The sequence below is a fragment of the Gephyromycinifex aptenodytis genome, assembly GCF_012277275.1.
Taxonomy (GTDB): Bacteria; Actinomycetota; Actinomycetes; order Actinomycetales; family Dermatophilaceae; genus Gephyromycinifex; species Gephyromycinifex aptenodytis.
Genome location: NZ_CP051155.1, coordinates 30,865 through 48,946, shown reverse-complemented (window position 1 = coordinate 48,946; position 18,082 = coordinate 30,865). Strand labels below are relative to the sequence as shown.

The following is an 18,082-nucleotide window of genomic DNA, read 5'->3' as shown; positions in this document are numbered from 1 at the left end:
GGCTAACGCCCTGCCACAGCCTGGCGCACTGACTGGGTCACCGCGGCGAGCGCCTCCGTGGTCTTGGTGACATCGGTGCCGCCGCCCTGGGCGACATCGTCCTTACCGCCACCGCCGCCGCCCAGCGTTGCGGCAGCGACCTTGACCAGGGCGCCGGCCTTCACACCCTGTTCGCGAGCCGCAGCGTTGGTGGCGACGATGATGACCGGGCGCCCCTTGGCGACCGAGGTCAGCGCCACCACGCAGGGACGCTCCTCGCCAAGGCGAGCCCGCAGGTCCAGCGCGAGGCGTCGCAGGTCGTCCCCGCCGACCTCGGCTGCGGTGTCGTGGGCGAGAACCTGCACACCCTCGATCTGCGCCGCCCGACCCAGGAGTTCCCCGGCCCCGGCGAGCACCTGGGCGCTACGCATGGCGTTGATCTCCCGTTCGGCGTCTTTGAGCCGAGCCAGGATCCCGGCGATGCGCTCGGGCAGTTCCTCAGGTCGTCCCTTGACGACCTGGGTGAGCTGGGAGACCACAGCACTCTCCCGCGCCAAGTGACGGTAGGCATCGGCGCCGACCAGCGCTTCGACGCGGCGCACTCCGGAGCCGATGGAGGATTCGCTGAGCAGCTTGACCACGCCGAGCTGCCCGACGCTGAGGGCGTGGGTGCCGCCGCAGAACTCCTTGCTCCAGCTTCCGTCGCCGATGGAGACCACGCGCACCTGGTCGCCGTATTTCTCGCCGAACATCGCCAGCGCGCCCGATTCCAGCGCGGTCGCCTTGTCCATCACATCGGCGCTGACCGGTTGGTCGGACAGCACCACGTCGTTGATGTGAGCCTCGATCTCGGAGAACGTCTCCGCAGAGACCGGGGAGGACCAGCTGAAGTCGAACCGCAGCCGCCCGGGAGCGTTCTCGGAACCAGCCTGGGTGGCGGTGGAGGACAACGCATCCCGCAGGCTCTGGTGCAGGATGTGGGTCGCTGTGTGCGCCCGTGAGACCGAGCGACGTCGGTCGACGTCGACCCGCGCGTTGGCCTGCTCGCCCACGCCGAGTTCACCGCTCAGGACGATGCCGCGGTGCACCGACAGGTTGCTGATCGGCTTCTGCACGTCTTCGATGCGCACCAGGGCGCCACCGAGCTCGATCACGCCGTGGTCAGCGAGCTGTCCACCGCTCTCGGCGTAGAACGGCGTGCGGTCCAGCACCAGCTCGATCTCGTCGCCTTCACGGGCCCGCGACCGGCTCTCACCGTTGATGAGCAGCCCCGCGACCCTCGCGTCGGATTCGACCTGGGAGTAGCCGAGGAAGTCGACCGCTCCCCCGATGGTGTCGGCGATCTCGCGATATACGTGGGTGTCGGTGTGACCGGACTTCTTGGCCCGGGCATCGGCTTTGGCTCGGTTGCGCTGCTCGGCCATAAGGGTGCGGAAGCCTTGCTCGTCGACCTGCAGCCCCTGCTCGGCGGCCATCTCCAAGGTCAGGTCGATCGGGAAGCCGTAGGTGTCATGCAGGGCGAAGGCCTCTGCGCCGGCCAGCGTCTTGCCGCCGGAGGACTTGGTCCGGTTGACGGCGACGTCCAGGATGGTCGTCCCGGCCGCGAGCGTACGGCGGAAAGCCTCTTCCTCGGAGTAGGCGATGTCGCTGATCCGGTCCCAGTCGCGCTTGAGCTCAGGGTAGGAGCGGCTCATCCGATCCAGGCTGACCGGCAACAGTTCAGGCAGGCTCGGCCCTTCCACCCCCAGCAGTCGCATGGAGCGCACGGCCCGGCGCAGCATCCGGCGCAGCACGTACCCGCGCCCTTCGTTGCCCGGGGTCACCCCGTCGCCGATGAGCATCAGACCACTGCGCACGTGGTCGGCCACGACCCGCAGTCGCACATCGTCGGGGTGGCTGCTCTCAGCCGTCTGCCCGCCGGTGACCCCGTAGCTCTTGCCGGCCATCTCGGCCGCCTTTTCCAGCACCGGGTAGACCTCGTCGATCTCGTACATGTTGTCGACGCCCTGCAGGATGGAGGCCAACCGCTCCAAGCCCAGACCGGTGTCGATGTTCTGACGAGGCAGATCGCCCAGAATAGGGAAGTCATCCTTGCTCTGGCCGGGGCCTCGCTCGGACTGCATGAAGACCAGGTTCCAGATCTCCATGAAACGGTCCTCGTCCACGGTGGGCCCACCGTCGGGCCCGTACTCGGGTCCGCGGTCGACGTAGATCTCGCTGCACGGCCCACACGGCCCGGGCACGCCCATGGACCAGTAGTTGTCGGCCATGCCGCGTCGTACGACGCGCTCGCGGGAGATCCCGGTCAGCTCCACCCACATCTCGGCGGCTTCATCGTCGTTCTCAAAGACCGTCACCCACAGCTTGTCGGGATCCAGGCCGTACCCGCCAGCCTGCTGACTCGTGGTCAGCAACTCCCAGGCATATTCGATGGCCCCGGCCTTGAAGTAGTCGCCGAAGCTGAAGTTGCCGTTCATCTGGAAGAACGTGCCGTGCCGACTGGTCTTACCGACCTCGTCGATGTCAGCGGTGCGAACACACTTCTGCACGCTGGTCGCCCGGTTCCACGGGGGTGTCTCCTGACCGAGGAAATACGGCTTGAAAGGCACCATGCCGGCGTTGACGAACAGCAGGTTGGGGTCGTCGTAGAGCAGGGGTGCGCTGGGGACCACCGTGTGTCCCTTGCTCTCGAAGAAGCGGAGCCAGCGGCGCCTGATCTCGGCGGTTTCCATACGTTCGTCCTTAGTGTTCGGCCTCGGTCGCGCAATCCTCGTCGCGACACTGTCGATTAACACTACGACCTCGCGCCCCCGTGGGCCTCGCGCGGCTCGCGCAGCGAGCACCCGGCGCCGCGGCCAGACCCCCCGCCACTGCCGCCATCACGCCCGTTCACCGCCGCCGGAGGTCACCGTCGCTCGGTCCAGGCCGCCCCGGTGTAGGCACACCGCCGCACTGACTCAGTCCTCAGCCGCGAGCGGGCGACTCCCACAGTCGCAGGGTGCCGAAGCTGAGGAACCAGATGATTTCGCGCAGACCGGTGCGCCACGGCGTCGATCCGGGTTCGCGGTGGGCGCCGACCACACTGGGCGCTGGGTTCTGCAGCGTCGGCGCCAGCATCTGTGCAGCTGGGACCGGTAGCGCCGTCGGGGCCGGCGCTCGGCACACAACAGCAGGGCCGTGGGGCTGGGTGAACGTTGTCGTCATCGGGTGCACCTCCGCGGCCATCATCACCGGGCATGGGTCGACAATCGGCCAGGGCACCCCTCCCGGCGTGTCCCGAGAAGGCCGCGAGGGCTGCAGGAGGGCCGCCCACCCCGAGGGAGACCCTTCGGCAGAGCCGCCGAGCGATGCGTAGCTCAAAGAGCACAGATCGGCGCGCATGTCTGCCTCAACAGTTAACGCGATTGCCCACACCGCCTTCTGAAGTTCACCGCGTGGTCACTTACGACGCCCGGCTGACCTGCAGCTTCACTGCTTTAAGGGCCCTGCCGGGGAACTGAACATAAACCTGGCCGAGGTTCCCACATGGCATGTCGAAAAGGTCACGATTTCGTCACGACCGTGTCATTGTGACCGAGTGCACGCCGGACGCGAAGCCTTCGCTCTACCTTGGGGCAACGCCGACAGGCGTCGACGTCGTTCCGAAACCTCGGGCGGTGTTGCCAGTAAATAGCCATCCGGTCATCCACCAGATCGACCGGAGCAGGAGGTCACGACATGCACATCAAGACCCGAGCGGCACTGGTTGCCGGACTATCGGCCACGGCGCTCCTCGCGGCCTGTGGCGGCGGCGGCCAAACAGGTGGCGACGGTGGCGGCGGTGGCAAGGAAGCCAACGGTGGCGAGATCGTCGTCCGTGGCTGCCAGCCCCAGAACCCTCTGATCGGTGGAGACACCGGCGAGTCGTGTGGCCACGACATCGTCGAGCTGTTCACCTCCACATTGTTCAAGTACGACCCAGCCACCGGCGAGCCGAAGAACGACATCGCCGAGTCAGTCGAAAGCGACGACAACCAGACCTTCACGGTCAAGATCAAGCCCGGGTACAAGTTCCAGGACGGCACCGAGGTCAAGGCGAAGAACTTCGTCGACGCGTGGAACTACACCGCGTACGGCCCGAACGCCCAGTACCTGTCCTACTTCATGGAGCCGATCGTCGGCTATGACGACCTGGTTTCCGAGGACCCCGACGGCGACGGCCCGCAGAAGGCCCCCGAGCCCAAGGCCAAGGAGATGTCCGGGTTGAAGGTCGTTGACGACCACACCTTCACCATCCAGACCAAGGAACCCGTCTCCAACCTTCCGGTTCGTCTGGGCTACACCGCCTTCGCGCCTCAGCCGGACGCCTTCTTCGCCAACCCCGAAGAGTTCGCCAAGAAGCCGATCGGTGCCGGCCCCTACCAGGTCGAGTCCTACGACCAGGGCCGCCAGGCAGTGCTGACCAAGTACGCCGACTACGCCGGCGACTTCGGCGGCAACGTCGACAAGATCACCTTCCGCATCTACCAGGATGCCGAGGCCGCCTACAACGACCTCCTCGCCGGCAACCTCGACGTGCTGGACGAGATCCCCAGCAGCGCTCTGGTTGAGAAGAAGTACGAGTCCGACCTTCCGGGTCGCTTCGAGCAGAAGGCCTACCCGGCGATCCAGACCGTCACCTTCGCGCCCGACAAGGTTTCCCCGGACTACGCCAACCCCAAGATCCGCCAGGCGATCTCCATGGCTATCGACCGCCAGAAGATCATTGACGACCAGTTCGACGGGGCTCGTCAGCCGGCCGACGGCTGGGTGGCTCCCGGTGTCGAGGGCTACAAGGCTGGGGCCTGTGGCGACTTCTGCACGTACAACCCCGAGAAGGCCAAGCAGCTGCTCGACGAGGCCGGTGGCTTCAAGGGCAAGCTGACGATCTCCTACAACGCCGACTCCGCCCACAAGGCATGGGTCACGGCGACCTGTAACTCGATCCGCACCGGTCTGGGCATCGACTGCGTCGCTTCCCCGGTTACCGACTTCGCGACCTTCCGCGACCAAATCGGCGCCCAGAAGATGAAGGGCATGTTCCGCTCCGGCTGGATCGCGGACTACCCCCACATCGAGAACTTCCTCACCCCGCTGTTCACCAAGAACGGCTCGAGCAACGACAACAAGTACAACAACCCCGCATTCGAGACGGCTCTGGTCGACGCGGGCAAGGCTCAGGGCGACGCTTCCTTGAAGAAGTACCAGGAGGCCGAGCAGATGCTGGCGGCAGACATGCCGGCCATCCCGATGTGGTACTACACCTCCACCATCGGTTGGTCCGAAAATGTCGAGAACGTGAAGGTCAACGTCTCCTCCGGGCGTCCGGACCTGCTGGCTGTCTCCGCAAAACAGTGACCCATTAACAGGCCGCCCAAGACGGCACGCGGTGTCGTCTCGGGCGGCCTGTCTGCGGCCCGCTCCCCGGGGGAAGACGTCCTACCCGGCGGCTTCCCCCGGGGCACGGCCCGCCCCTCCATTCCCCATCTGATCGACCCACCTCGACGCCCCCAACCCGGGCGACCTCGACCATGGAGGTGTCATGGGCACATATATCCTCAGGCGACTGCTCCAAATGATCCCCGTGATCATCGGGACGACGTTCATCATCTACGCGATGGTTTTTGCCCTCCCCGGTGATCCCTCGGCCGGCAAATGCGGTGACCGCGCCTGCCCACCGGCTGTCGTCAAGCACATTCGCGAGCAGTACAACCTCGACGATCCGCTGCCGGTGGCCTACGTGAAGTACCTCGGCAAGCTCGGAAAGGGTGACCTGGGCGAGAACAGCTACGGCGTTCCCGTGATGAAGGACCTGTCCCAGCGCTACCAGATCACCGCCAAGCTCGCGTTGATGGCGATCGTCTTCGAAGCCATTTTCGGTGTCGCCGCCGGTGTGTTGGCCGCTATCAAGAAGGGGTCCTTCCTGGACTCATTGGTGCTGGTGAGCACGCTGCTGGTGATCTCGATACCCATCTTCGTCATCGGTGCCCTCGCCCAGTTCTATCTCGGGGTGAAGACCGGCATCTTCCCGGTCACCATCACCAGTCGAAACCCGTCGATGTACCAGCTGTTGCTGCCGGCCATCGTGCTCGCGGCACTGTCCATGGCCTACGTCACCCGCCTGACCCGTACCAACCTCGCGGAGAACCTGCGCGCCGACTACGTACGCACAGCCAAGGCGAAGGGGCTCACCCAGCGCCGAGCGATCGGCCTGCACGCGCTGCGGAACTCGATGATTCCGGTCATCACCTTCATGGGTTATGACTTCGGTGCCCTCCTCGGCGGGGCAATCGTCACCGAGCGCATCTTCAACATTCAGGGCATCGGCGGCTACATCTTCCAGAGCATCAACCATCGCGACGGATTCGCCGTGGTCGGTGCTGTCACCGCACTGGTCATCGTGTATCTCGTCGTCAACCTCATCGTCGACCTGCTGTACGGCGCTCTCGACCCCAGGATCAGCCATGACTGACACCCCTAACAAGGCGGCCACCGCCACGCTGGGCCACGAGCCGGGCGAACCGGCTACCGATGAAACATTCATCCCTGAGTCCACCGGCCCCGCACGCTCCTTGACCTCGGACGCCTGGCGGCAGCTGCGCCGTAAACCGGCGTTCTGGATCTCGGTCTCACTTATCGCGCTGTTTGTGCTGATGGCCATCTTCCCGGGCTTGTTCAGTCAGGTGGATGCCCGCGACACCTTCGACGTGCGGATGCGCCCCAATGCCGAGCACTGGTTCGGAACCGACGGTCAGGGCTACGACATCTACGCCCGAGTCATCGAAGGCGCGCGCGCCTCGATCTTGGTCGGCATCTTCACCACGTTGGCGACCACCTTCCTCGGTGGCGCGATCGGTATTCTCGCTGCCTATTTCGGCGGCTGGATCGACGCGCTGGTCTCTCGTATCACCGACGTCTTCTTCGCAATCCCGCTGCTGTTGGGTGGCATCTTGTTCATGAGTGCCTTCCCCAGCGACCAGTCGACGCCGTACATGGTCGTCATCTTCAAGGTCGTTGCGGCTCTCACCATTCTCGGTTGGCCCAGCCTGGCTCGACTGATGCGTGGTTCGGTGATGCAGGTGCTGCCGCAGGACTACATTCAGGCGGCCCGTGCTCTTGGCGCCAGCCCGATGCGCATCATCTTGTCGCATGTGCTGCCCAACTCGCTCGCGCCCATCCTGGTCGTCTCCACGATCAACCTCGGCGTGTACATCGTCGCCGAGGCCACCCTGAGCTTCCTCGGTATCGGCCTCGTGCCTCCCGCGGTTTCCTGGGGAGTGGCGATCAACGAAGGACTGGTCTTCCTGCGGACGTTCCCGCACATCTTGTTCTTCCCCAGCATCTTCCTCAGTCTCTGCGTCCTGGCCTTCATCATGCTCGGCGATGCCGCACGAGACGCATTCGACCCGAAGTCTCGGTGAGGAAGGGTGACTAATCCGATGACGACCACACAGCCCAAGAAACTCACCAAGACCGAAACTGGCTACGAGCCGGGCCCCGACGGGTTGCTGCTCGAGGTCGAAGACCTGCATGTGGAGTTCCACACCGAAGACGGCGTCGCTCGTGCCATCAACGGTGTCAACTTCGACCTGCGGGCCGGGGAGACCCTGGCCATCCTCGGCGAATCCGGCTCCGGAAAATCGGTGACCGCGCAGGCCATCATGGGCATTCTGGACATGCCGCCGGCCAGCATTCCCAAGGGTCAGGTCCGCTACTGCGGACAGGACCTGTTGACGATGCCTGAGGAGCAGCGCCGCAAGACCCGCGGGCCCGAGATCTCGATGATCTTCCAGGACGCGCTGAGTTCACTGAACCCGGTGTTCCCCGTCGGTTGGCAGATCGCCGAGATGTTCCGCAAGCACCGCGGGATGAACAAGTCCGACAGCATGGCGCAGGCCGTCCGGCTCATGGAGCGGGTCAACATCCCCGGAGCCAAGGACCGGGTGAAGGCCTACCCGCACCAGTTCTCCGGTGGTATGCGCCAGCGGATCATGATCGCGATGTCCATCGCGCTGGACCCGGCGGTCCTCATCGCCGACGAACCGACGACCGCACTCGACGTCACGGTCCAGGCCCAGATCATGAACCTGCTGTCCGAACTACAGCAAGAGCGCCAGATGGGGCTCATCCTCATCACCCACGACCTCGGCGTCGTGGCCGATGTGGCCGACCGCATCGCGGTCATGTACTCCGGGCGCATCATGGAAGCCGCCGATGTGTACGAGCTCTACCGCCAACCGGCTCACCCGTACACGCTGGGGCTTCTGGAATCGATCCCCCGGCTGGACCAGAAGGGGCAGCAGCTTTCCGCTATCGGGGGTCTGCCCCCGAACCTGCTCCGCATCCCGCCGGGTTGCGAGTTCAACCCGCGCTGCCGGTTTGCCCAAGACGAGTGCCGGCGTGACCGGCCGGAGCTGGAACAGGTAGTCCCGGGCCGGCTCAGCGCCTGCCACTTCCGCGAGGAGGTCTTCCATGGATGACAACTCGATCCTCGTTGCCAAGGATCTGGTCAAGCACTACCCGATCAAGGGCGGCGTACTGCGGCGCACCGTCGGCCACGTCAAGGCCGTGGACGGCGTCAGTTTCGAACTGCGCCGCGGCGAGACGCTGGGCATCGTCGGTGAATCCGGCTGCGGCAAGTCGACCCTGGGCCGACTCCTGATGCGTCTGGAGGAACCGACCTCAGGCACCGTGCACTTCAACGGCGAAGACATGTATGCCAAGTCCGGTTCGGCGATGCGCAAGCTGCGTCGCGACATCCAGATCGTCTTCCAGGATCCGTACACCTCGCTCAACCCGCGCAAGACGGTGGGTGACATCGTCGGAGAACCTTTCGACATTCACCCCGACGTCGTGCCCAAGAAGGGGCGGCGCGCTGCGGTTCAGGAGCTGTTGGATCTTGTCGGTCTCAACCCGGAGCACATCAACCGCTACCCCCACCAGTTCTCCGGTGGTCAGCGGCAACGTGTGGGTATCGCCCGCGGTATCGCGTTGCGCCCCAAGGTGCTCATCTGTGATGAGCCGGTGTCCGCACTCGATGTCTCGGTGCAGGCACAGGTCGTCAACCTGATGGAGAAGCTGCAGGATGAGCTCGGCCTCAGCTACATCTTCATCGCGCACGACCTGTCAGTGGTTCGCCACATCTCTGACCGGGTCGGCGTGATGTACCTGGGCAAGATGGCCGAGCTGGGCACCGAGGACGAGATCTACGAGCGTCCCACGCACCCCTACAGCCAGGCCTTGCTCTCAGCGGTGCCGGTGCCCGACCCCACGTTGCGCGACAAGCGCGACCAGATCGTGCTCACCGGAGATGTTCCCTCCCCGGCCAATCCCCCATCGGGTTGCCGGTTCCACACCCGCTGCTGGCGCGCCCAGGAGACCTGCAAGGCGGAGGTGCCCGAGCTGCTGGACCGGCCGGACGGCGCCGGCGCACACCGCTCGGCCTGCCATTTCGCTGAGGTCCGGCACGTTCTGGCGATGGCCAAGGAGGAACCGGTTACTCCTCGTGGCAGCGGCGCAACCGCGGTCCGATCGAGTACCGGTTTGCTGGAGAAGGTCGTCGACACCGCGGCTGAGGTCAAGGACAAGGTCCTCGGCGAAGACCGCTAAGCCCGGCCCGCGCAGACGGCCGACCCCGGCCGGCGAGAAGTGCTCAGGCACCGATCGCCGGCTGGGGTCGGCCGTTTCGCGTTCCGACACAGGTCACCGTGACAGCCCGGTGTTCCGCTGTGAGCGCACGGGCGCGCGTCGCCGCCGACTTGTCCCGAAATAGCCGCGCGCGGGCGGGGCCTGGGGGGATATACAGAGTCATGTCCTACCTTCGCTTCCCGCACCTCCGCGGTGAGGAACTCGTCTTCGTCGCCGACAACGACGTCTGGCTCGCCCCCACCAGCGGCGGCCAGGCTTTTCGGCTGACGGCTGACCACGAACCTGCCTCACACCCCTTCTTCTCCCCAGACGGCACCAAGGTCGCCTACAGCGCCCGCCGTGACGGTCATGTCGAGGCCTTCGTCATCGACCGCGACGACGCGAGCGTGACCCGGTTGACATGGTGGGGTCGCCCGACGACCCGGGTGCGCGGTTGGCTCGATGACGAACACGTCATCGTGGCCAGCGATCACGCGGAGCCGTTCGGCCAACGGCGCCGGTTGCACAGTGTGGGCCTCGATGGCGATAGCGCCCCGTTGCCGTACGGGGTGGCCATGTCTGTGGCGCGCCACCCCGACGGGGCAGTGGCCATCACCACCCCCAACTCACGCGAGGCCGCCTGGTGGAAGCGCTACCGCGGGGGAACCGCGAGCCGTCTGTGGCTGCGCACCCAGGATGGTGAACCCTGGATGCGCGTCCTGCCCGATGAAGAAGCTGGGATCTACTCCCCGTGCTGGGTCGGACAGCGTTTGGTCTTCGCCAGCGACCTCGGGGCCCGCTTCCCGGATCGGGCAGACGAACAAGCCCAGGTGTGGTCGGTGGACGCGCGCGGGGCTGACCTGCGTTGCCACACCGAACACGTCTTCACCGGCGAGGCCGGCACACCGGTGGGATACGTCCGCGACATCACCAGTGACGGGCAGCGACTCGTCTACCACGCCCGGGGTCGGATCTACCTGATGGATTCCCTGGAATCACCCCCACGCCAGATCTCCCTGGACCTCGGCGCCAGGCAACGCCCCAGCGCTGTCCTGACCTTCGCGGATCGGGTCAGCGCTATCCGCCCCGACCACGGCGGGGAGGCGAGCCTTCTCGACTGGAACGGTGCCGCCTGGTGGTTGACGCATCGCGGTGGTCCGGCCCGCCAGGTGCTCGGCGGCGATGAGGTGCGGATCCGGGAACCGCAGCTGTTGCCGGATGGGGCGAGGATGATCGCGGCGAGCGACGCCGGTGGCGAGGACTGCCTGGTCATCAGCTCCATCGACGGCACCGGCGAGGACCGCGCCCTGGCCGGCGGCGAATTGGGCCGGGTATTGCACATCGCGGTGTGCCCCACCGGCGAGCGGGTCGCCGTCGTCTCCCATGACGCACGGGTGAGCCTGGTGGAGTTGAGCTCGGGGCAGGTCACTCTGGCGGCGCACCTCCGCACCGGGGAGCCGATCGACCCGGTGTTCTCCCCCGATGGTCGTTACCTGGTGTGGAGCCAGCCGTACCTGGAGTACGGCGGGCATCGCCTCGTCGTCTGCGAGATCACCGACGGCGCCCCGGGCGAACCTCAGAATCTCACCTCCGGCCGCTTCGACGACACCGCGCCGGTGTTCACCCGTGACGGGCAACACCTGGTCTTCCTCTCGGCGCGCACTCTGGATCCGCGCTACAGCGCGCTCGGCTTCGACCTGGCCTTTTCTGACGCGGTCCGCCCCTGGCTGGCTCCGCTGTCGGCAACCACGCCGGCGCCCTTCGGTCCGACGGTGCACGGGTGGTCGATTCCCCGCCGGGACGACACCGACTCCCCCGTCTCGACCGCCGAGGACGACTGCGGCGAACACGGCGCGCCACACCGAACTACTCACCCTGTCTCTTTGGAGGTCGACGGCTTCGAGGAGCGCATCACCCCGTTCCCGGTGCCCTCGGGTGACTACGGGTATCTGCGCGCCGCGCAGGACGGGGTCGTCTGGATCCGGCGTTCACCCGGCCCAGGTGAATTAGGGACGACACGCGCGGCCGTGGACGAGGACGCAGCCCCCGACATGGCGCTGCGCTACGACTTCGCACTGCGCAAGACGATCGAGCTCGGCCCGGCGGATTCCCTGGAGGTCAGCGGGGACGGCAGACGCGTCGTGATCCGCTTCGGCGACGATGTGGTCGTGGTCCCCGCGACCGAGCGTGTCGAGGTCGACAGCGACAAGTGCGTCGTCATCGACACCGACCGGCTCCGCCGCGAGGTGGATCTGCGCACCAGGTGGCACCAGATGTTCGACGAGAACGGGCGCATCATGCGCGACTGGTACTGGCGCGAAGACATGAACGGCGTCGACTGGGCGGCGGTACTGCGCACCTATCGGCCTCTGATGGATCAGATCGCCACCCACGACGACCTGATCGATGTGTTGTGGGAGTGCGTGGCCGAACTCAACACCTCCCACGCCTACGTGATGGCGCCTGCGGCCCAGGACGATGAACCCCTCGGCATGCTGGGCGCAGACCTGGTGATGCGCGAGGGCGAGGCCGAGATCACCCGGCTGCTGCCCGGTGAGTCCTCCGACCCGCGGGCGCGTTCGCCGCTGCGCGCGGCCGGGGTGGGTGCAGCCGTCGGTGACCGCATCATCGCCGTCGATGGGCGGCCGCTGGCGCAGGCGGCCCACATCGGGCAGTTGCTGCGCGGGAGCGGTGGTCGCGTCGTGGAGTTGAGCCTGCGCGATCCGGCCGGTGCTCAGCGACGAGTGGCGGTCGTCCCGATCGAGGACGAAGAGGCCTTGCGTTACCAGGCCTGGGTGGCCTCCCGACGTCAGTACGTCACGGAACGCTCCAACGGCCGATTGGGCTACCTGCATGTACCCGACATGATGTCGCTGGGCTGGGCCCAGTTCCATCGCGGGCTCGACGAGGCGATGCGGGCCGAAGGCATCGTGGCTGATGTCCGCTACAACCGGGGCGGGCACACCTCCCAACTGGTCATCGAGCGGCTACTACGGCATGTCATCGGTTGGGACCGGGTGCGCCATGTCGACAACGCTGAGCCCTACCCGGCACAGGCACGCCGCGGCCCGATCGTCTTCCTGGCCAACCAGTGGTCGGGCAGTGACGGCGACATCGTCAACGCTGCCGCCCAGTCCTACGGTCTGGGTCCCGTCATCGGCGAGCGCACCTGGGGTGGCGTGATCGGTATCGATCGCCGCTTCGACCTCGTCGACGGCACCGCCATCACCCAACCCCGGTACGCCTTCACCTTCCTCGAACATGGCTGGGGTGTGGAGAACCACGGCGTCGATCCTGATATCGAGGTGGTGGTCTCGCCCAGCGATTGGGAGGCCGAGATGGAGCACGATGTGCAACTCGACCGTGGCATCGCCGAACTGTTGCGGCGTCTGGAGCAGACCCCGGCGCTCACCCCGCCCGATCTACCGCCGCCGATGGTGCGTCCGGCAGGCTGAGACCCGCACCGCCCACGGCGAGGACGCCCACGCTCGGCGTCCTCGCCGTCGGCGTCCTGGCCGTCGGCGTGCTGCAGCAGGCAGAGGGAACCGCTCAGCGGCCCCGCAACCGGCTGCGAAGCCACGCCCAGCGTTCGATGATGCGTTCCTCGAAGCCGCGGGCTTTGGGGTGGTAGTAGTCGGCATCGACCAGATCGTCGGGCAGGTACTGCTGGGTGGCTACGGAGTCGGCCTCGTCGTGGGCGTAGACGTAGGACCCGGGGCTTCCGGTTCTGCCGGCCGTTCCGGCGCGGCGCGCAGTCTCGGTGCCGCGCAGAGGTGCCGGGACGGCTCCGCCCTTACCTGCCCGCACATCTGCGATGGCCTCGCCGATGGCGGCGTAGACGGCGTTGGACTTCGGCGCCAGGCAGTTGTGCACCACGGCCTGAGCCAGGATGAGCCGCGCTTCGGGCATCCCGATCTGGGCGACGGCGTGCATCGCGGCCACGGCTGTCTGCAAGGCGGTGGGGTCGGCCATCGCGATCTCTTCGCTTGCCGAGATGACGATGCGGCGGGCGATGAAGCGCGGGTCCTCCCCCGCCTCCAGCATCCGAGCCAGGTAGTGCAGCGCCGCGTCGACGTCGGAGCCGCGCATCGACTTGATGAAGGCGCTGGCCACGTCGTAGTGCTGACCGCCGGCCCGGTCGTAGCGAACAGCCGCCACCTCCATCGCCTGCTCGGCGTGCGTGAGGGTGATCGGTGCCGGGTCCGCCCGGTCGGGCAGGCCGCGTCCGGCGGGCCGGTCATCCAGCGCCACCCCCGCTGCGGCTTCCAGGGCGGTCAAGGCGCGGCGAGCATCTCCCCCGGCCATCCGCACCAGGTGCGCCAGCGCGTCCTCGGCCACGGTGAAGCCCCCATCCAGGCCGCGTTCGTCGTCCAACGCGGCCCGAATGACCTCCTCGGTTTCCTCGTCGGTCAGCGACGTCAGGGTGACCAGCACCGAACGCGACAACAACGGTGCGATCACCGAGAAGCTCGGGTTCTCGGTCGTGGCCGCGATGAGGGTGACCAGCCCCTCCTCCACGCCGTGCAGGAGGGCGTCCTGTTGGGCCTTGCTGAAGCGGTGAATCTCATCCAGGAAGAGGACGGTGCTGCGCTGGTACAGGTCCCGGTCGCGGGTGGCAGCCTCCATCACCGCACGCACATCCTTCACCCCGGCGGTCAACGCCGACAGTTCCACGAACCGGCGCCCGGCGGAGGATGCGACCAGGTGCGCCAGCGTGGTCTTGCCGGTTCCCGGCGGACCCCACAGGATCGCCGAGCTGGCACCGATGCGCCCGGCTCCGGCCCCACCTTCGATGAGACGGCGCAGCGGGCTGCCCGGGCGGAGCGCGTCGCGTTGCCCGCGCACCTCCTCGATCGAGCGGGGACGCATTCGCACCGCGAGCGGGGCACTGGCCATCAATGGGCCCTCGGATTGTGCCGGCTCAGCGCTTGCGAAAAGGTCGTCACTCACGTCCGCCAGGCTAGACGTGCGCGTCGCTCGCAGCGAACGACGGGCGTGTGGTCCCCGCGCCGTCGTCTCAGGGCAAGTCCTCCGCGCGTTCCTCATGGCGAGATCACAGCGACGATCTTCCGGCCGGCAGCTGGCAGGCAATCCTGCTGCAGGGCAGGAAAAATCTGGGACCGCCCTTGCCATCAGCGTCGTGACCAGCGCATTCACCCCCGCGATGGCGACCGCGTCATGCCTACACTTTCGCCGTGCGCAGACTCTGGGGGGAGCGCTCGCCGCAGCTGACTATCGGAGTCCCGGCGACGTTGTACGTGTTCGTGGTCGCCGCGGGCGACCTGTCGCTGCAGCCGTTGATCCGACTGCACGCGGCGACGCTGGTCATGGTGGGCCTCGCCCTGCCTGCGCTGTGGCTGACGCGCTCGTGTTGGCGTCGCGGCGCCCCGCTGGCGCTGGCGATGGCGGCGGGACTCATCATTGCCTGTATCCCGAACGCGCTGGTGCGCGCGCCTGATCCGGGTGCCGGCCGCGGCGAGGCGCTGGGGCTGACTGCCGGGCTGGCGGTGGCGCTCAGTGTGGTGGCGGTCAGCGGGCTGCCGCTGCGCCGGGCATGCCGGCCGCGGCTTGCGGCGTTGCGTCTCGGGTGGTTCCTCGCGTTGCTGCTGTCGTTGCTTGTCGCCGGGGTGGAACTGGCGACCGACCGCCATCTGTGGGTGGGCCCCGGCCTGGGCTGGGCGGACCAGAGCCGCACGATCATCGCCGGTGCGTTCCGAAACCCCAACGATTTCGCCATTGCGTTGTCGGCGATGATCTCGGGCACCCTGGCGTGGGCGGCGAGTCGGCGCTGCGCTGGCTCTCTTCGGGTGGTTGTCGGCGCAGCGCTTGCGGCGGGGGTGCTGGCGGTGCTGCTCACCGAGTCGCGCTCGGGGCTGCTCACCCTGCTCGTCATCCTGGGATTGCATGCCTGGGGGTGGTGGCGTCGCCGCACGGCGCAGCGCCCTGACGGGGGGCCCGTGCTCTCGCGCCGCTCTGTGGCGGCAGCGGGCGTGCTGCTGGGGCTGACGGCGATCGGGTTGTGCACGCTGCCGACGCTGGCGCGGTACAACCCGCTGGTTCGGCTGGTGCGGGCCGCCGCTGATCCCAGCACGGCACGCTCGGATGGTCTGCGCGTGGGGTTGCTGCGCGCCGGGTGGCGTTACTTCACCGCCTCAGACGGGTTCGGTACCGGCGCGGATTCCTTCGAGCCCCTGCTGCAGGCGGACCCGCGCTGGAACTTCGGCATCATCACCTGGCTGCACAACAGCTTTTTGGAGCTGTTGTTGCAGTACGGGGTCATCCCGGCCGCAGCCCTGGCCGCGGTGATCGGCGTCATCCTGGTCACCGTGTGGCGCTACCCCGGGGGCCCGGAGCATGACTTGGCCCGGATTGAGGCGCTGAGCGCGCTGGTCGCGTTCCTGGCGCTGGGCTGCGCGTCAGCCACGGTGCTGACCACTCCGGTGTGGTGGCTCATCCTCGGGCAGGCCACGTGCAGCGCATGGTGGCTGTCCGGCCCCGTGGCTCAACCGACCGGGCCCCGCAGGGTCCGATCCAGGTGAGCGAGCACCTTCGGCCATCCCTGTTCACGGGCGGCCTGGTTGGATTCGGGAGTGCCTCCGAACATGTCCAACCTGCTGTAGAACTCGCTGGTGACATCGACCGGCGGTCCAGCAGCGAAATGGCCGGCCTCGGGATAGGACAACACGCTCACCGTGGGCCCACCGGCGGCCTGGGCTCGGGACAGGACCTGGTTGGACATGTCGCAGCTGGGCCACAGGGTGTCAGCGCCGCCGCAGACGAGTAACACTGCGGCCTTTGATTTTTCGATGGGAATGACGGCCTGATGGTGCGCAGCCAGCGCCGTCAGCCCGTCGCGATACAGCTCGACGAGGTCCGCGCCTGGGGAGTATTCACCGTAGGGCAGATACGGCAGGTCGACTCCCTGGTGGCTCCAGGTCGAGCCAATCGAGGACATCCGCCAGGGACGTTGTTGGTCCAGGCCCTGCCACACCACGCTGGAAGGAACCATCCCCACGACGCTGGCCAGGTCCGGGTGCCGTGAGGCGACGAGCAGGGCGGCCTCACCACCCTTCGACGTACCGATCACGCCCAGGCGGGCCGGGTCGACGTGAGGCTGTGCTGCCAGGTAGGCAAGGGCGGTGTCGAAGGTCTCCAACGGCAGCGATTCCATCGCCGGGGGCTGACCAGGCGCCGCGAAGTACGACAGCGCGAGGGTGGAGTATCCGGCGTCGTGTAACTGGCGGGCTTGCTCGTCGACGTAGGGCGACAGCCCACCTTCAGAGCCGCCGAGGACGAGGATCCCCGGTGCACGCTCAGCGCCCGGATAGTAGTTCGCGATCAGTCCCTGCTCGGTGACGCGGGTTCCGCCCGGGCCGGGATCAGCCACGACAACCTTCGGCGCCCAGGGCTTCACCACCCACATGGCTGTCAGTGCGATGGCGACCAGCACGATCGTGGACAGGCACCCGATGCGCAGCCATCGGCGTATTCCCTGTCGCCGTTGCGGCGCGACGCCCTCCGGTGAACTGTGCGGATCATGTTGTCGCATGGGCACTCCCTTGCCTTAGCCGCACCCCCAGAATACGGGTGGTGCCCCCGACCTGGGCAGCTGTTCCCGCGAGCGAACCGGCAGCCTGCGCTCGGGCACGCAGCCGCCGGGGGCGGGCTCCACCCACCAGGGGCGAGGCGGCATCCTGGACCCGTGGAATACCGCCTTGCGGCCCTGCACACCCGAGCCGCGCTCGGGCGGATCTGCGGCCCCGATGACATGTTCGCCCGGCTCGATCCGCCTGCGGACCTGCACGGCTGGAGGCTGGGCGGGGCGGTTGCGTTCGTGCGCCTGTCCAGCGTGCGCCCGCCGAGCCTTTTCGCCTGGGGTCCGCAGGTGGGGGCGCTGCTGGAGGCAACGGCTGCGCTCGGGGTAGCCCAGGAACACCGGATCGGCTCGGTCAGCGTGCCCGTCGAGCATCAGCACGAGGTCACCAGCCGGTTCGCCGTCACCAGCGTGGGAATCTGGGACTGGATGTGGTGCGACTCCATGCCGGCGGCTGCCCCGCACGAGGAGGACCTCATCGCCCTGGACGACGAGCACGACGCGGCCGAGATCGCCGCGTTCGGACTGGGCGAGAACCCGCTGTTCGAAGGCTTTGCAGGCACTGGTTACAGCCAGGAATGGGTGGGGCTGCGCAGCGCCGGACGGCTCATCGCCTGCGGAGCGGTGCAGCGGTTGCCCTCCGGGGTGGCGCACCTGGGCGGCATCGTCGTGGCGCACGACGCGCGTCGCCAGGGCTTGGGCCGCGCGATCAGCACCGCCCTGACCCGCAAGGTCCTCACCCGGGAGCAGGTCTGCACCTTGGGGATGTACTCCAAGAACGACATCGCACGCCGGTTGTACCGCGACCTGAGCTACACCAGTGACAAAACCTGGGCGAGCCACGGCATCGCCGACCCGAGCTGA

12 protein-coding genes are annotated in these 18,082 nt (G+C 67.2%); 8 read left to right on the top strand and 4 right to left on the bottom strand.

What is annotated here, in order from left to right:
• Positions 1-2: 2 nt before the first annotated feature.
• Positions 3-2,711: an alanine--tRNA ligase gene (gene alaS, locus G9V96_RS00170; RefSeq protein ID WP_168581225.1), complete on the bottom strand. Its 2,709-nt coding sequence runs from the start codon at positions 2,709-2,711 to the stop codon at positions 3-5.
• A 232-nt stretch (positions 2,712-2,943) separates the two neighbouring features.
• Positions 2,944-3,183, bottom strand: a complete 240-nt coding sequence (locus tag G9V96_RS00165) for a hypothetical protein (RefSeq protein WP_168581224.1) — start codon at positions 3,181-3,183, stop codon at positions 2,944-2,946.
• Between the two features lie 513 nt (positions 3,184-3,696).
• On the opposite strand from G9V96_RS00165, the gene G9V96_RS00160 reads away from it, so the two are divergent.
• From G9V96_RS00160 to G9V96_RS00135, 6 genes are all read left to right on the top strand, one after another.
• Positions 3,697-5,355: a peptide ABC transporter substrate-binding protein gene (locus G9V96_RS00160; protein WP_168581223.1), complete on the top strand. Its 1,659-nt coding sequence runs from the start codon at positions 3,697-3,699 to the stop codon at positions 5,353-5,355.
• 184 nt (positions 5,356-5,539) lie between these two features.
• Positions 5,540-6,469 (top strand): ABC transporter permease, encoded by a 930-nt coding sequence (locus G9V96_RS00155; protein ID WP_168581222.1) that lies wholly within the window; start codon positions 5,540-5,542, stop codon positions 6,467-6,469.
• Positions 6,462-7,418: an ABC transporter permease gene (locus G9V96_RS00150; protein ID WP_168581221.1), complete on the top strand. Its 957-nt coding sequence runs from the start codon at positions 6,462-6,464 to the stop codon at positions 7,416-7,418. The genes G9V96_RS00155 and G9V96_RS00150 overlap by 8 nt, the downstream gene beginning before the upstream one ends.
• 18 nt (positions 7,419-7,436) lie before the next feature.
• The gene (locus G9V96_RS00145; RefSeq protein ID WP_168581220.1) at positions 7,437-8,477 is read left to right on the top strand and encodes an ABC transporter ATP-binding protein; all 1,041 of its coding nucleotides are present in this window, start codon (positions 7,437-7,439) and stop codon (positions 8,475-8,477) included.
• Positions 8,470-9,606, top strand: coding sequence for an ABC transporter ATP-binding protein (locus tag G9V96_RS00140; RefSeq protein WP_168581219.1), 1,137 nt, complete (start codon positions 8,470-8,472; stop codon positions 9,604-9,606). Before G9V96_RS00145 ends, G9V96_RS00140 begins: the two co-directional genes overlap by 8 nt.
• A 200-nt stretch (positions 9,607-9,806) precedes the next feature.
• Positions 9,807-13,079 (top strand): S41 family peptidase, encoded by a 3,273-nt coding sequence (locus G9V96_RS00135; RefSeq protein ID WP_168581218.1) that lies wholly within the window; start codon positions 9,807-9,809, stop codon positions 13,077-13,079.
• A gap of 94 nt (positions 13,080-13,173) precedes the next feature.
• On the opposite strand, the gene G9V96_RS00130 is transcribed toward G9V96_RS00135, so the two are convergent.
• Positions 13,174-14,520 (bottom strand): replication-associated recombination protein A, encoded by a 1,347-nt coding sequence (locus G9V96_RS00130; RefSeq protein WP_226913585.1) that lies wholly within the window; start codon positions 14,518-14,520, stop codon positions 13,174-13,176.
• Between the two features lie 299 nt (positions 14,521-14,819).
• On the opposite strand from G9V96_RS00130, the gene G9V96_RS00125 reads away from it, so the two are divergent.
• Positions 14,820-16,163, top strand: a complete 1,344-nt coding sequence (locus G9V96_RS00125; protein ID WP_168581216.1) for an O-antigen ligase family protein — start codon at positions 14,820-14,822, stop codon at positions 16,161-16,163.
• On the opposite strand, the gene G9V96_RS00120 is transcribed toward G9V96_RS00125, so the two are convergent.
• Positions 16,127-17,173: an acyl-CoA thioester hydrolase/BAAT C-terminal domain-containing protein gene (locus G9V96_RS00120; protein ID WP_168581215.1), complete on the bottom strand. Its 1,047-nt coding sequence runs from the start codon at positions 17,171-17,173 to the stop codon at positions 16,127-16,129. The genes G9V96_RS00125 and G9V96_RS00120 overlap by 37 nt on opposite strands.
• A 153-nt stretch (positions 17,174-17,326) precedes the next feature.
• Here G9V96_RS00120 and G9V96_RS00115 point away from each other — a divergent pair, with 153 nt between their 5' ends.
• Positions 17,327-18,082 (top strand): GNAT family N-acetyltransferase, encoded by a 756-nt coding sequence (locus G9V96_RS00115; RefSeq protein WP_168581214.1) that lies wholly within the window; start codon positions 17,327-17,329, stop codon positions 18,080-18,082.